Source organism: Nocardia sp. NPDC057440 (genome assembly GCF_042802915.1).
Classification (GTDB): Bacteria; Actinomycetota; Actinomycetes; order Mycobacteriales; family Mycobacteriaceae; genus Nocardia.
In genome coordinates, this window is the sequence record NZ_JBHVDF010000005.1 from 323044 (window position 1) to 337096 (window position 14053).

General features: G+C 66.6%; 15 protein-coding genes. 7 read left to right on the forward strand and 8 right to left on the reverse strand.

The window, feature by feature from the left end; all coding sequences use genetic code 11:
- Positions 1 to 4: 4 nt before the first annotated feature.
- The 3 genes from ACFU4Z_RS12960 to ACFU4Z_RS12970 all read right to left on the reverse strand — a co-directional run bounded on the left by ACFU4Z_RS12960 (position 5) and on the right by ACFU4Z_RS12970 (position 2202).
- Positions 5 to 670, reverse strand: coding sequence for a histidine phosphatase family protein (locus ACFU4Z_RS12960; protein ID WP_379062283.1), 666 nt, complete (start codon positions 668 to 670; stop codon positions 5 to 7).
- Positions 667 to 1581, reverse strand: a complete 915-nt coding sequence (pheA, locus tag ACFU4Z_RS12965) for a prephenate dehydratase (protein WP_379062285.1) — start codon at positions 1579 to 1581, stop codon at positions 667 to 669. The genes ACFU4Z_RS12960 and pheA overlap by 4 nt, the downstream gene beginning before the upstream one ends.
- A 198-nt stretch (positions 1582 to 1779) precedes the next feature.
- A complete protein-coding gene (locus tag ACFU4Z_RS12970) occupies positions 1780 to 2202 on the reverse strand; it encodes a hypothetical protein (protein ID WP_379062287.1) in 423 nt (140 codons plus the stop codon).
- Between the two features lie 146 nt (positions 2203 to 2348).
- Between ACFU4Z_RS12970 and ACFU4Z_RS12975 the strand changes: the two genes are divergently transcribed.
- The 5 genes from ACFU4Z_RS12975 to ACFU4Z_RS12995 all read left to right on the forward strand — a co-directional run bounded on the left by ACFU4Z_RS12975 (position 2349) and on the right by ACFU4Z_RS12995 (position 6878).
- Positions 2349 to 3110, forward strand: coding sequence for a DUF2470 domain-containing protein (locus ACFU4Z_RS12975; RefSeq protein WP_379062289.1), 762 nt, complete (start codon positions 2349 to 2351; stop codon positions 3108 to 3110).
- Positions 3111 to 3156: 46 nt separating this feature from the next.
- On the forward strand, positions 3157 to 3951 hold the full coding sequence (locus ACFU4Z_RS12980; protein WP_379062291.1) for a CPBP family intramembrane glutamic endopeptidase: 795 nt from the start codon (positions 3157 to 3159) through the stop codon (positions 3949 to 3951).
- A 546-nt stretch (positions 3952 to 4497) separates the two neighbouring features.
- The gene (locus ACFU4Z_RS12985) at positions 4498 to 5700 is read left to right on the forward strand and encodes an LCP family protein (protein ID WP_379062293.1); all 1203 of its coding nucleotides are present in this window, start codon (positions 4498 to 4500) and stop codon (positions 5698 to 5700) included.
- A 9-nt stretch (positions 5701 to 5709) separates the two neighbouring features.
- Positions 5710 to 6258 (forward strand): ferritin, encoded by a 549-nt coding sequence (locus ACFU4Z_RS12990; protein WP_379062295.1) that lies wholly within the window; start codon positions 5710 to 5712, stop codon positions 6256 to 6258.
- Positions 6259 to 6329: 71 nt separating this feature from the next.
- Positions 6330 to 6878 (forward strand): ferritin, encoded by a 549-nt coding sequence (locus tag ACFU4Z_RS12995; protein WP_379062297.1) that lies wholly within the window; start codon positions 6330 to 6332, stop codon positions 6876 to 6878.
- A gap of 300 nt (positions 6879 to 7178) precedes the next feature.
- On the opposite strand, the gene ACFU4Z_RS13000 is transcribed toward ACFU4Z_RS12995, so the two are convergent.
- The 4 genes from ACFU4Z_RS13000 to ACFU4Z_RS13015 form a co-directional block, all read right to left on the reverse strand.
- Positions 7179 to 8099 (reverse strand): DUF5926 family protein, encoded by a 921-nt coding sequence (locus ACFU4Z_RS13000; RefSeq protein WP_379062299.1) that lies wholly within the window; start codon positions 8097 to 8099, stop codon positions 7179 to 7181.
- A 699-nt stretch (positions 8100 to 8798) separates the two neighbouring features.
- The gene (locus ACFU4Z_RS13005) at positions 8799 to 9557 is read right to left on the reverse strand and encodes a glycerophosphodiester phosphodiesterase (protein ID WP_379062301.1); all 759 of its coding nucleotides are present in this window, start codon (positions 9555 to 9557) and stop codon (positions 8799 to 8801) included.
- Positions 9554 to 10657 (reverse strand): DUF4328 domain-containing protein, encoded by a 1104-nt coding sequence (locus ACFU4Z_RS13010; RefSeq protein WP_379062303.1) that lies wholly within the window; start codon positions 10655 to 10657, stop codon positions 9554 to 9556. Before ACFU4Z_RS13010 ends, ACFU4Z_RS13005 begins: the two co-directional genes overlap by 4 nt.
- Positions 10658 to 10750: 93 nt before the next feature.
- Positions 10751 to 11125 (reverse strand): rhodanese-like domain-containing protein, encoded by a 375-nt coding sequence (locus ACFU4Z_RS13015; protein ID WP_379062305.1) that lies wholly within the window; start codon positions 11123 to 11125, stop codon positions 10751 to 10753.
- A gap of 547 nt (positions 11126 to 11672) precedes the next feature.
- Here ACFU4Z_RS13015 and ACFU4Z_RS13020 point away from each other — a divergent pair.
- A complete protein-coding gene (locus tag ACFU4Z_RS13020; protein ID WP_379062307.1) occupies positions 11673 to 12284 on the forward strand; it encodes a hypothetical protein in 612 nt (203 codons plus the stop codon).
- Positions 12285 to 12351: 67 nt separating this feature from the next.
- Here ACFU4Z_RS13020 and msrA read toward each other — a convergent pair whose 3' ends face one another.
- Positions 12352 to 13032, reverse strand: coding sequence for a peptide-methionine (S)-S-oxide reductase MsrA (msrA, locus tag ACFU4Z_RS13025; protein ID WP_379062309.1), 681 nt, complete (start codon positions 13030 to 13032; stop codon positions 12352 to 12354).
- 299 nt (positions 13033 to 13331) lie between these two features.
- Between msrA and ACFU4Z_RS13030 the strand changes: the two genes are divergently transcribed.
- Positions 13332 to 13955 carry a superoxide dismutase gene (locus tag ACFU4Z_RS13030; protein ID WP_379062311.1) on the forward strand — a complete coding sequence of 208 codons (624 nt, stop codon included), beginning with the start codon at positions 13332 to 13334 and terminating at the stop codon, positions 13953 to 13955.
- Positions 13956 to 14053 lie beyond the last annotated feature (98 nt).

The following is a 14053-nucleotide window of genomic DNA, read 5'->3' on the forward strand; positions in this document are numbered from 1 at the left end:
GCGGCTAACCCATCGGGTCGTCGGCGGTCGGTGCGACCTGGTAGCCGAACGGCGGCGTGAAACGGCCCCACCGGATGCACTCCCAGCCGCCGACGGCACGGGGCACCAATTCGATGGTCTCGGTGTTGTCGAGATGGTTGTTGGTGGTGAACGGCGGCGCTACCCCGCTGAGGGTCCGCGAGACCAGTCGCATGGCGGCACCGTGATTGACAAGCAGCACGTCGCCGTCGGCGGCGTCGGACGCCAGGTAGGTCGTCCGTAGTGTCTCGATCACCGGCAGAAAGCGGGCGAGCACGTCGTATCCGGACTCGCCGCCGGACACTCGCTGCGTGAGATCGCCCTCGTGCCAGGCCCGGTACACCCGCTGGAAGGTCTCGTGCGCCTCCTGGGTTGCCAGGCCCTCCAGGTCGCCGACCTGCACCTCGTGCACGCCTTCGAGCACTTCGGCGGGTACGCCGGTCGCCGCCTCGATGTAGCCCGCGGTCTGCTTGGCGCGCAGCGCCGTCGAGCAGAACAACGCACGCGGCTCCGCGAGCAGACTCGAACCGAACATCTTCGCTTGCGCCGCACCACGTTCGGTGAGCGGCAGGCCAGGGACCTTGGTGTCGAGAATCTTGGCGACATTGCCTTCGGTCTCGCCGTGCCGGACCAGAATCAGCTTTCCGCTCATAGATCCGCCACCCCCTTTCGTAGCTGGGTCAGCCATTCTGCGGCCGCCTCATCCGACGGCGGCGGGGTCCCCGTCGCCGATGTCGCGGGCCACGAACCGAGGAACCTGATCCGCGCGGTGCGGTGCAGCGCCTTGAGCGCCTCCGCCACCGCCGCGTCGTCGATGTGCCCGACGCAGTCGAGATAGAAGCGATAGGTGCCAAGGCCCGTCCGGGTGGGTCGGGATTCGATTCTGGTCAGATCGATACCGCGAGTAGCGAATTCGGCGAACGCACGCATCAGTGAACCCGGCTCGTTGGGCAGTTCCAGCACGATCGACGTGCGGTCCGCGCCAGTCGAGCGCGGCGCGGATCGAGGCTTGGTGACCAGGACGAATCGGGTGATCGCGTGCTCATGGTCGGCCACGCCCGAAGCCACTGCCGTCAGCCCGAGGCGCTCGCCGGCCAGCGCGGTGGAGACGGCGGCGTCGGCATGACCGGCAACCACGTCCTCGGCGGCGGCGGCGTTCGATGCCGAGGTGTACAGCTGCGCGTTCGGCAGGTTGCGCGAGACCCACATGCGCACCTGCGCCGCGGCGACCGGATAGGCGGCCAGTGTGCGCACATCGGCGAGCCGGGTGCCCGATCCGGCGAGAATCGTGAAGGTCACTTCCAACTCGGTCTCGGCGACGATCTGTAGTCGCGGGCCGATCGCGAGCGAATCCAAGGTCGCCGAGATGGATCCTTCGACGGAACTCTCGATCGGCACGACCGCACCGTCGACGTCACCGGACCGAATGAGGTCCAGCGCGGCCCCTTGGCTCGGCGCGGCGACCCGCTCGACCGGCCCCTCGAAGGCCGCCGAGGATTCGAGCTCGGCAAGGGCCATCTCGGTGAAGGTTCCGGACGGACCGAAGTACGCGATTCGCGGCACGATTACGACAGTACTTGCGGTTGCCGGTGTGCTGGAAAAATTCGGCGCACTGGGAAGCTGTATTCATCTGGCACTCCCCTGCCGTGCGGCGTCCATCGCCAGGGGAAGGGCGCCGGCGTCGCACCCGGCGCGGATCTGCCGCCGGGCTACTCGCCGCAATGTTTCGCGGGTTACCCGCGCGCTCCGCGAAATCGGTTGTCACCTGGGGGAATCGGCGACGACGAGCGGTGCGAGGGCACGGGTCACCTCGTCGGTCCTTTCGGTTTCGATGGCAAGCAGCACGCTGCGAACGGCCTCGATCGCCGGTGGTTTCAGTGCGATCAGGAAGGCGATGTCCGGGGTGCTGAGAGCGGTGCGAATGTCCTCGCCGCACAGGGCAGCGGCGGTTGCCGCGACGATTGCCAGGGCTCGATCGCCGTGGGCGGTACGGGCGATGAACCCGGTATCCGCGTGTGCGACCTCCGCAAGAAAATCGGCGATCTCCGCATCCGCGACATCCACATCGACGATGCGCGCCGCCGTATCTCCCGGTCCGGATCCACGCACCAGGCCTTCGACCAGGCTGCGTCGCGCGGGCGCCGTCAACGAAACCAACACCGGTTCTCCCGATCCATCCGCCATCTCCTCACCGTAACCATGGCCGGTCGGACGGAAATCTCAGGATCTGGCCGAGGCGAACGCTTGCGGAACGATGGCGCGTGACTTAGCTTAGGTTTACCTAAGCTAGCGCGAGCGAAGCGAGGCAACACCGAGTACTGGAGGTCTGCATGCCGAACCCGACCGTCGCACCATCCACCGCCGAGCGGATTCGCAACGCGTGCGCGCATGCGGAGCAGGCGGTACTCGCGATGCCGGGCATCGATCCGACCTCGGTTTCGTTACATCACCTGCGGGAATGCGGCGATGTGGTGATCGCGGTGCCGACCGCGTCCATGGCCACCGTGCTCGCCGCGAATTCCGGCGACGCCGGCGCACCGGCGGTGCTCGAGCTCACCGATCACTCGCCGCTGACATTGCGGGAGCCGGTGCGGGCACTGGTCTGGCTGCGCGGGTGGGTGCGCACCGTGCCGAATCAGGCGCAACGCGCGCTGGCCTCCGAAGTGGCCAAGGACCATCCGCATCCCGGGCTGCTGGATGTCGGATACACCGCCACCCTGCTGCGGGTGGTCATCAACTCCGCGGTGCTGGCCGACTCGACCGGCGCCGAATCCGTCTGCGTCGACGAACTCCGCCACGCCGAGCCCGACCCGTTCTGCGCGCTCGAGTCCGCATGGCTGCAGCACATGGACGCCGACCACGCGGATGTCGTCGCCCAACTCGCCCGCCACCTGCCGCCCCGGCTGCAGCGCGGCTCGGTGCACCCGCTCGCCATCGACCGATACGGCCTCACACTGCGCATCGAAGGCGCCGACGGCGACCACGACTTCCGCTTGCCCTTCAACACTCCTGCCGACGACATCGAATCCCTGAGCCGCGCCGTCCGCACGCTCGCGGGCTGCCCCTTCCTGAACGGGTTGCGGCGCATCTGAAGTCCGCCGGTGCCGCGCACTCTGCGTTGGCAATAGATTCGTGCGCATGTGCGCTGCTGAATCGGTTCCCACCTGGGACAGGCCCGAGCCGGCGGATCGGGAGCGATTCGCCCTCCGGCTCGAGATCGCGGTCGTTCTGGTCGTCACCTTCGGGCTGAGCGGACTCAACGCCGCACTGTCGCTGATCGAGAGCGCGCTGTCACCAGGTGGGGTCGGCGGCCGGACTGTCGCGCTGAATCCGTCGCGCGCGACCCAGTCGACGATCGATCTGCTGTTTCAGCTGCTCGGAGTGTTGCGGCTGGCCGGATGGGCGGCGTTGGGCCTATACCTGTTGTGGCGCAGCGGGATCGGACCGCGGGTGATCGGCCTCGCGCGGATGCGGTGGCGTTCGGACATACTGCCCGGGCTCGCACTCGCGGCCATCATCGGATTGCCCGGACTCGGCCTGTATCTGACCGCGCATGCTCTCGGCTTCAGCGTCACCATCGTGCCGAGCTCGCTCGGCGACCACTGGTGGCGGCTGTCGGCCCTCATCCTTTCCGCCTGCGCGAACGCGGCGGCCGAGGAGATCCTGGTGGTCGCGTATCTGATCACCCGACTGCGCAAGCTCGGCTGGTCGGAGAACTCTTCGCTGCTGGCCTCGGCGCTGCTGCGCGGCAGCTACCACCTGTATCAAGGCTTGGGCGGCGGCATCGGGAATCTGGTGATGGGTGTGATCTTCGGCCGCTACTGGCAGCGCACCCATCGCCTGTGGCCGCTGATTGTGGCGCACGCCACGATCGACGCGGTGGCCTACATCGGCTACACGATCTTGCGCGGGCACGTTTCCTGGTTGCCGTAACCAACTTCGGTCCATTCGCGAATTCACTAGGAGCGCCGGATAATCCGGCGCTCACGATCGACACTGGGCACCGGCGACCACGAAGCGCTCGAACTCGCACTCGCGCACGAGCACTCGAACGGACCGACGGCGCCTACCCTGTACCCACCCGACAGCCGGCCGCCGCGAAACCACCCGCGCGGCCCCCGATCAGTAGAGTGCCTAGTGATGAATGGCGACGACCCCCAGCACAACGCACGGACGCGCCGGGTCCCGCCACCCCCTGGTAGACCCGGTGAACCGCCGACTCCACGTCCACAGCGGGCCGAGCAGTACCCTCCTGGTCCACGCCGTTCGGAGCCGCACCCTCCCGGACCACGGCGGTCCGAGCCGCACTCTCCCGGACCACGGCGGTCCGAGCCGCACCCTCCCGGACCACGCCGGGCCGAGCCGCACCCTCCCGGACCGCACCGGGCCGAGCCGCACGCCCCCGGACCGCACCGGGCCGAGCCGCACGTCCCTGGACCGCACCGGCCGGGGCAGCCCACCGTCGAGCCCACGCGAAAGATGCACCGCGACGGACCGCCGAACTACGCACAACCCCTGGCTTACTCCCAGGTCCCGCCGGACCAGGGAGCCCGGCGCACACCGCCGCCGCCCATGGAGAAACCGCGACCGGCACACCAGCCGACCCAGCAACCGGTCCCGTATCACGAACCCGCGCCACACCAGTCCCAGCGGCCCCGCCAGAACCGAACCCCGCCCCCGCCACCGCCTGCCGCGCCGCCATCGCGCCGGGACCGCGAACCCCAGCCGCCGCGGCGACGCCGCAAGCTGCATCTGTTCCGTTGGTCCCTCGTCCTGCTCGTGGTGCTCGTGCTCGCCGCGGTCGGCGCCGTCATCCAGCTGGACAACTCACTGAACCGGATCGACGCACTGGCGAACTACGCCGATCGCGTCGGCGACACGCCTGGCACCAACTGGCTGCTCGTCGGTTCCGACGGCCGCGCGGGCCTGTCGCCCGAACAGGAGCAGGAGCTGGCCACCGGCGGCGAGGTCGGCCCGGAACGCACCGACACCATCCTGTTGGTGCACGTTCCGAAATCGGGGCCGACCACATTGGTCAGCCTGCCGCGCGATTCCTACGTCGGCATCCCCGGTTACGGCAAGGACAAGCTCAATGCCGCCTTCGCGTTCGGCGGCCCCCAGCTGCTGGTGCAGACCGTCGAGATCGCGACCGGTCTGCGGATCGACCACTACGCGCAGATCGGCTTCGGCGGCTTCGCAGGCGTCGTCGACACCCTCGGCGGCATCGATGTCTGCGTGCCGCAGCCCATCGACGACCCACTCGCGGGCATCGACCTGCCCGCTGGCTGCCAGCGGCTCGCCGGCCCGGAGGCCCTCGGCTTCGTGCGCAGCCGCGCGACCGCGCTCGCCGATCTCGACCGCATGAACAACCAGCGGCTGTTCATGGCGGCGCTGTTGAAGAAGGCGACCAGCACCGCCACCCTGGCCAACCCGTTCAAGCTGTGGCCACTCGCCCGCGACACCGCCAAATCCTTGAAGGTCGACAACGGCGATCACATCTGGAACCTGGGGCAGCTCGGTTGGGCGCTGCGCGGCGACACGGTGGCGACCACCGTCCCGGTCGGCGGCTTCAGCGACACCGACAGCGGAAACGTGCTGCTGTGGGACAAGACCAAGGCAGGCAGGTTTTTCGATGCGCTGGCCAAGGACCAACCCGTACCGGACGACCTTCTGACGAGGTAGCGTCGATACATGCCCGACACCGATGTCGCCGAGCCGTTCCCCGACTTGCTGCGCGCACAGATCCGTCATGGCTTCACCGCCGCCCAGCAATACCTCGCCGCCGCGGTGTATCTCGATTCGAATCGCCTGCCGCAGTTGGCCAAATACTGCTACGGCAAGTCCGGTGAGAACCGTGCACACGCGCTGCGCATGGTGCAGTATCTGCTCGATCGGGACCTGGATGTCCGGGTCGAGGGTTTGAACGAGGTGCAGTCCACCTTCGAGTCTCCCCGTGCCGCGATCGCTCAACTGCTGGAGTCGGAGCGAACCATCGCAGCGCAGATCACCGCGCTCGCCGATGCGGCCCGCACCTCTGGTGACTACCTCGGTGAGCGGTTCATCCAGTGGTTCCTCAAGGAACAGGTGGAGGACGTCGCGGGGATGACCACCTTGTTGACGGTCGTCGACCGTGCCGCGGGCGACCTGTTCGACGTCGAGGATTTCATCTCACGTGAACTGCGGACCGCCCCGCGCGCCGATGTCACAGCGCCGAAAATGGCGGGGGCCGCAAAGAATTAATTAGGCAATACTAGCCTCAATAAGGTTGCACTTGGATGACACGCGCGCTGACCAGCGCTAATGTCGCTCTCATGTCCAGCCATCCGGAGTCCCCACGCAGCAAATTCCACAGCCTGCTTCACGACCAGATCCGGCATGAATTCAACGCCGAGCATCAATACATCGCTATCGCGGTGTGGTTCGACAATGCAGATCTGCCGCAGCTGGCCAAGCGCTTCTATGCGCAGGCAGTCGAAGAGCGCAATCACGCAATGATGATCGTGCAGTACTTCCTCGATCGGGATATCAGCATCGAACTGTCCGGTATCGACAGTGCGAAATCCCAATTCGAGAATGTCCGCGAACCCATCGCATTGGCGCTCGCCCAGGAAAAGGCCGTCACCGACCAGATCATCCAGTTGGCGAGCACCGCCCGCGAAGAGGGCGACTACCTCGGGGAACAGTTCATGCAGTGGTTCCTCAAGGAACAGGTCGAGGAGGTCGCCAATATGACGACACTGCTCACCATTGCCGATCGCGCCGGGTCGAACCTGTTCGACCTCGAAGATTTCATCGCACGGGAAATGAGCGGCCCGAGCGATACTTCCGGCGCTCCTTCGACTGCGGGTGGCACCGTCTAGTCGAAAGTATTCTCCATGCAATCAGGCCCAGCTCGTCACGACGAGCTGGGCCTGTCGCTGGTAAATCGAGGGCGGTATCGACAACCCCGCCGTCAATGTTCTGCGATGCTTTACGAAGCACTCAGCGAGCTGAGCAGCGTCTTGAGCAGCAAGAGGATCGCGTCCATGATGTTCCCTATCTTCCTCATCAGATCGGTGAGGTTATCCTCACCACCACCATCTTTCGGTGATGAAGAGAACTTAACCGAGACCCGATTAGAAAGGAGGGTGTTTCACAAAATTCTCTGAGATTTTTTCGGTTTACCGCAAGGTGATCTGACGCGACCGCAGACCATCCCGCGAACGACGCTCATCGGGTGAAAGCGGCGCATCCTTCGCCAGCGCCTCCGACAACCGCGCACCGAACTCGATGGCAGGCTTGGTCCATTCGGTGGCGTGCAGCTCGGGATCGAGATCGAACACCGGCACCAGCAGTCCGTGCGTACGGAACGACCCCGCGAAACGCGAACCCTCGCCCAGGTGCAGGCCGCCCGCGGCATGCAGCTTGGCCAGCGCGAGCATCAGCGCATCCTCGTCCTCCGGACGAACCCAGCGCACATGCGCCTTCTCACCCGCGTCGACCCACCACGCGGCGCCGATCGAATCGGCACCCAGATCCAGCCGCGCCGACGGCATGATCGCCTGCTTGGCCTGCTCGATGGTCGCGGCAACCTGCGGATCGGGCTGTACGCCTTCTGGCACCCACCAGTCGAAGTCCTGGTGCACTGTGAGCTCGAGATCGGCGCCGGGATCGATCACATCGGCCAACCGCGGCCCGCCGGCCACGCTCTGCGCAGCAGAAAGCGATTCGCCCGGCTCCGCCGACTGCGTCCACAGAATGGCGGCCGCGAGATCGGCAGCCGGATCCGCACCCTGGTGCTGGACCTGCGTGCCGACGTAGCCGGTCGGCTGATCCCCGGCACGCACCAACGCGGCGACCGCACCGGGCAGCACCGTGGCCAGCACGACCGACCGCTCCGCCGCGACATCGGGCGACAGCTTCAGCGTCGCGGTCGCCGACGGCACGAACTCGCGTAGCGCGACAAGATCGCACTCCGCGGCCAGCCCCTCGAACGGGCGCGCGACACCCTGTCCCGACTGCTCCAGCACCGCCCGCCGCTCGGCGAGACGCTGCGCCCGGTTGCCCCCGGGCTTCGGACTATTGCGCTTGCTCTTACCCACGGGCCAAAACCTACTGCAACGGCTGTGTTTGTTTGGCAACGCCTTCGGCGTTGCGTGTTCGCGGCCCCCTTGGTCTCGCTGCGCTCGGAAGGTGTCATCGTGCCGAATGGAGGCGTCAGCAGGGATTGTCGCGACCGTGTTGGATGCACGCTGGCGACCACACACCATGATGGCCCCTTGCGAACACAGTGAGATGCCGCACTAGAGTTCGCGCCCCATCCCACATGCACGACAGCCGAAGCGCATCACCAGAGGCGCATGCCCGCTACCGACACACCCACTCCGCAGAATGACACCTTCCGAGCGAAGCGAAACCCAGCACCAGCATTCGCGGCCCCGCCCATCCCACGACAGCCGACCGCATCCACCAAAGTCGCAACCTCAGCCACCGACACACCCACAGGCACGATGACACCTTCCGAGCGAAGCGAGACCCAGCACCAGAGTCCGCGGCCCGCCCCGCTTCCACAGCCGCCGGAGAGCATCGACCGAAGTCACAAGCTCAGCTACCCACGCCCCCACTGGGCACGATGACGCCTTCCGAGCGAAGCGAGACCCAGCCCTAGAGTTCGCGGCCCGTCTCGCTTCCGAGCCGTCGAAGCGCACGCGCCGAAGGCGCAAGTCTCGACGGCTCGGAAGCGAGACCAAGGGGGCCGCGAACACGCAGCGCCGCAGGCGCTGCCAAAACTACAGCCAAAACTACAACAGCGCTTTGGTGCGGCCTGGGTGGTTGGTGGCGACCCAGCTGACGCCGAGGTCGGCGCAGAGGCGGACGTCGTCGGGGTCGTCGACGGTCCAGCAGTAGGTGGCACGGCCCGCGGCGGCGGCCTTGTCGACCAGGTCGGGGTGCTCACGCAGGGTTTTCACGGACGGGCCGACCGCGGTGGCGCCGACGGTGGTCGCGGCGCCGCCGCCGAGGTAGCGCGATGATTCGCCGAGCAAGACGGTCGGCAGTAGTGGTGCGGAGCGGCGGATCCGCCATACCGCGGTGGCCGCGAAGGACATGACCACCGCACGGGAGTGGTCGGCCGAAGCCGGTGTCGCGATTCCGTAGCGCTGGAGTTCGGCGAGCAACTTGTTCTCCACCAGTGCGCCGTAGCGGACGGGATGCTTGGTTTCGATGAACAGCTTGGTGGGCCTGCTGCGCCAGTCCAGCACCAGCTCGATCAGTTCGCTGAGCGTGAGCACGGCCGATGGCGCGCCGTCGGCGCCGAAGTCGAGCTCCTTGAGTTCGTCGAGGGTCATCTCGCTCACCGGCCCGGTGCCCGAGGAGGTTCGATCGACGGTGCGATCGTGCACGCAGACCAGGTGCCCGTCCCTGGTCAGCCGGACATCACATTCCACACCGTCGGCACCCTCTTGCAGCGCAAGCTCGTAGGCGGCGAGTGTGTGCTCGGGTCGCGCCGCGGAGGCTCCCCGGTGCGCGACGACGAACGGTGCGCGACTGCCCTGGCTCACTTGGCCATAACCTCCTCATGCTCACGGTGCACAGCGCTGCTGGCGTTGTCCTGATCCTCGCTGCTGACGGTATCCAGAGCACCACGCTCCGCTGAATTCGCGGAGCCGGGCTGTGCCGCTTCGGCTGTGCCGCCCGGCTGCACCGGCTCGATGACCGGCACCCGCGGATCGACCGCGATGACCCAGCGGCGCGCGATCCTGGTGTGGCCGAACAGATCCCGGCCCTCGATCATCCGCATCAGCCACAGCGTCAGCAACGCGACGCCGACGGCGATCGCGTCGGTGAACGCGGTGAACATCACTCCGTCCGCCTTGACCTGCAAAGAGTCCGCGGTCCGCCACAGCAGCGCGGCAACCGCGACAATGCCGCCGAACACCCAGGCGCACCACCAGATCTGGACCGCCCGCAACACTCGAGGATCCGCGGGCCGGTCCTGCGCGGACACCGTCACGGCCTCGGTCAGGAAGACGCCGGGCCACAACAGGTTGACCACCGGAATCAGACAGCCTAGGGCGAGCGCCCGCACCGATCGAGGGTCCCGCCGCCCGGACCGCTCGTAGGCGACCCGTCGTGTGTCGATCAGCCAGCCGAGCAGCGCCAACGCGGTGGCCAGCGCCAGCACCAGTCCGAGCACAGCGGAAAGCAAAAGCAGGTAATCGGAAAAGGTGAGCAGCAACGGATTCACCAGGCGGGTGCGGTTGCGCAGCAGAATCCCATATCGTCCGAGCTCGGCGAGGCATGCCACGGCGAACACCACCGCCGTGGCAAGCAGCAGCGCAACGACCCGGTCCGAGAAGGGGGCGAGCCGACGCTTCGGGGCGGTGGCGGGCGAGGCTTTCAGGTCCGACAATCCCCATCGAGGCATCTCGGCATAGCGCGGTGTTCCGGCGGACTGTCCGGCTCGTCCCGAGGTCGAAGCCCGGCGAATGCGCTGGTCGGGCCTTCGCGCAACCCAGCGGTAGTTGCGGCGCTCGGCGGGGGCGTCGATGGGAGCAGGTGACAGCAGCACGCCTCGGCAGCGCGGGCACCAGTGCACCGGGGTCGTCTGCACGGCCCAGCGCGCGCCACAGCGCGCGCAAGGTTGCACCACCGTACTCACAGTGCCTCCTTTTCGGCATTCGCGGGCCCGCCGTGGTCACCCGAGCTGCCGTCTCCGGGCCTGACGCTCATGCCGAGCACCTCGCTCTTTCCGTCAGTAGATCTTCGCCAGGTGGTCGCCGACAGCGACCAGCGGACGGCCCGACTGCTGCCATGCCACCATGCCACCCTGGACGTGCACCGCGTCGAAACCGACGTGGGTGAGGTACTTGACCACCTCGATCGACCGACCGCCCTGCCTGCAGATGACATAGAGGTCGGCGTCGTAATCCAGCTCGTCTATCCGAGCAGGCACGTCGACCATCGGAATGTGGATCGCGCCCGGCGCGTGCCCGAGCTGCCATTCGTCATCCTCGCGCACGTCGAGCAGAATCGCCCGCGCGGCGTCGGCCGCGGTCTCGTCAGCGGGATTGTCGAATTCGCCGGGCACGGCTTCCACCGGCACCGACGGGACCTCGGGGCTCGTCACTCTTCGATCCTGCCATGGTCGCCGCACTGCCGGGGAGTTGCAGGCTCGCGCGACGCCGGCGACTCCCCCGCAGTGACACGGGGAACGGCCTCGACAGCAGTCGGCTACCTCGGGTATGTTCTGTCCTTCCGGATCCTGTCGGACACCCCGCTACGGGGTTGCTTGTGCATATCTTCATCGGAGTTATCCACATATTCCACAACTTGATCCACAGGCTCCGCTATCGAGCAGCACACCACCCACGGCTAGCGCCCATCAGGAAATCCGCAGGTCCGCTCGATTCAGGAATGCAACACCACCGGATCCGTCCGAATCGCCCCCTTTGCAGCAGCCCTGCGGCGAACCAGACGATACGAACGACCGATCCGAGACTCCCCTCCTAGCCATCCCGGAGCGGTCATTCGCCGCAGCCTCGGGGCAACGGCCGAGCAGGCCCCGATATCTACATTGGACGACGCCGCGGTCGATTCGGTTCCATAAAAAACCAGAACACTAGCGAAAAACTGAAATACCGGGTTCCCGCAGGTGCTGTCGGTAGCCTGAAGGTATGAACGTGAGCAGGGGGCTACTCGACGGATTGGATACGGCTGGGCTCAACACCGCTCTGTCCGAGGCCACATGCCTAGGACTGGAGGTTGACGAGGCGGGTCGTCGACTGAGTCTGGAACTGGAGGTGTTGACACTTCCGCAGCACGGACCCGCGCCGGAGGGAAATCGGGTGCGGCTGACATTCACCGGCGTCGGCCGTGTCGCCGCCTCGATGCGCGTCCAGCGCTGGGACGATCTGGCCGCGACGGTGCTGCCCTTGCAGCTCGACGGGCTGGACGAGGGAATCCGCAGTTTCGGCGGCGGACGGCTGCACGGCTGGGAGTTCATCGATGTCGACGACAGCGGCTGGGCGCTATGGAGCGAACTGCTCAGCTTCGACACCAAGATCGGTGACGGCGTTTCCGCGCACGTGCTGGAGTTCTCGCAGGAGGAAGGCATCGATCCCCGCGAGCTGGACGTGCGCGTGTGGTTCGACAACATGACCATCCACGACCAGCAAGGCCGGGAAATCCCGCTGGCCGAGTTCATCGCGGGCGGGGTGCGCTGGTGGAAGGCTCACGACGCGGGCGATCCGCAGACCCTGCGCCCCGGCATCGTGCCGCAGCTCTGAACATCCACAGGCCCGAACCGCACATCCGATCCATCGGGTGTGCGGTTTCCTTTTCCAGCTCCGCCGCTCAGGCTCCCAAGCCCACCGGGCAGCTCACGCCGGTGGCGTGCACCGGACAGTAGCCGCCGGGATTCTTGGCCAGGTACTGCTGGTGGTAGCCCTCGGCGTAATAGAACCCCGACAGGTCGGACAGTTCGGCGATCTCTGTGGTGATCTGGCCATAGCCGGCCGCCGCGAGCCGCTCACCGTACGCCCTCCCGGTGGCATGCGCGATCTCCGCCTGCTCCGGACTCAGGGTGAAAATAGCCGAGCGGTACTGAGTTCCGCGATCGTTGCCCTGTCGCATGCCCTGCGTCGGATCGTGGTTCTCCCAGAAATGACGCAGTACACCGGCGTAGTCGATCACCTCGGGGTCGAAGACGATGAGCACGGACTCGGTATGACCGGTCCGCCCGCTGCACACTTCCTCGTAGGTCGGGTTCGGCGTATAGCCGCCGACATAACCGACCGCGGTCGAGTAGACGCCCTCGATCTGCCAGAACTCCTTCTCGGCACCCCAGAAACAGCCCATCGCCACCACCGCGACCCGCATATTCTCCGGGAACGGCGGATGGATCGGATGCCCGTTCACGTAATGCGTCTCGGGGACCACCAGCGGCTCGCTGCGCCCCGGCAGCGCTCGGTCCGGTGCGACCATGGCCGGCTCCGGAAGGCGCACCCGCCCCACTAGTTCGTCATACCAGGACATGTGTTCAATGCTAAGCGCCCCCGCCACCGCACGTCAGTTGCCGATCGCAGGTGCCGAGGTAGTCGCGTCGTGGGTGCCGGCGGTCGGTACCTGGCAGAGTTCTGCGCATCCCGGCGAGTTACCCCTGGTGCTCAGGAAATCAGTCGGTACGTTCGCACGCGAGGGCCGACCGGAGCGCCGATGATGTTGATCAAGGAATGCGGGGGTACACGGCCCGGTTGGAACCGAGCGGGTGTACGAATGATGGCTGAGTGTGCTCGAAGACGAGGGCACACAGCCCGACATTAGGAAGGGACATCGTGGCTGAGTACACGTTGCCAGATCTGGATTACGACTACAGCGCCCTGGAGCCCCACATCTCCGGGCAGATCAACGAGATCCACCATTCGAAGCACCATGCCGCGTACGTCGCGGGCGTCAACTCCGCACTGGAGAAGCTCGATGCGGCCCGCGAGGCCGGCGATCACGCCGCCATCTTCCTGAACGAGAAGAACCTGGCCTTCCACCTCGGCGGCCACGTCAACCACTCCATCTGGTGGAAGAACCTGTCCCCCAACGGTGGTGACAAGCCGGTCGGCGAGCTGGCTGCCGCGATCGACGACCAGTTCGGCTCGTTCGACAAGTTCCGCGCGCAGTTCACCGCCGCGGCCAACGGCCTGCAGGGCTCCGGCTGGGCGGTGCTGGGTTACGACACCCTCGGCCAGAAGCTGCTGACCTTCCAGCTGTACGACCAGCAGGCCAACGTGCCGCTCGGCATCATCCCGCTGCTGCAGGTCGACATGTGGGAGCACGCCTTCTACCTGCAGTACAAGAACGTCAAGGCGGACTACGTCACCGCGTTCTGGAACGTCGTGAACTGGGAAGACGTGCAGGAGCGTTTCGCGCGCGCCATCGGCCAGGCCAAGGGCCTCATTTTCGGCTAGGTCTTTTGGCAGCGCCTGCGGCGCTGCGTGTTCGCGGCCCCCTTGGTGGCGGGCGCTGGGGTCGAGTACCTGTCGCGCAGACTGCGCTCCGCCGGACA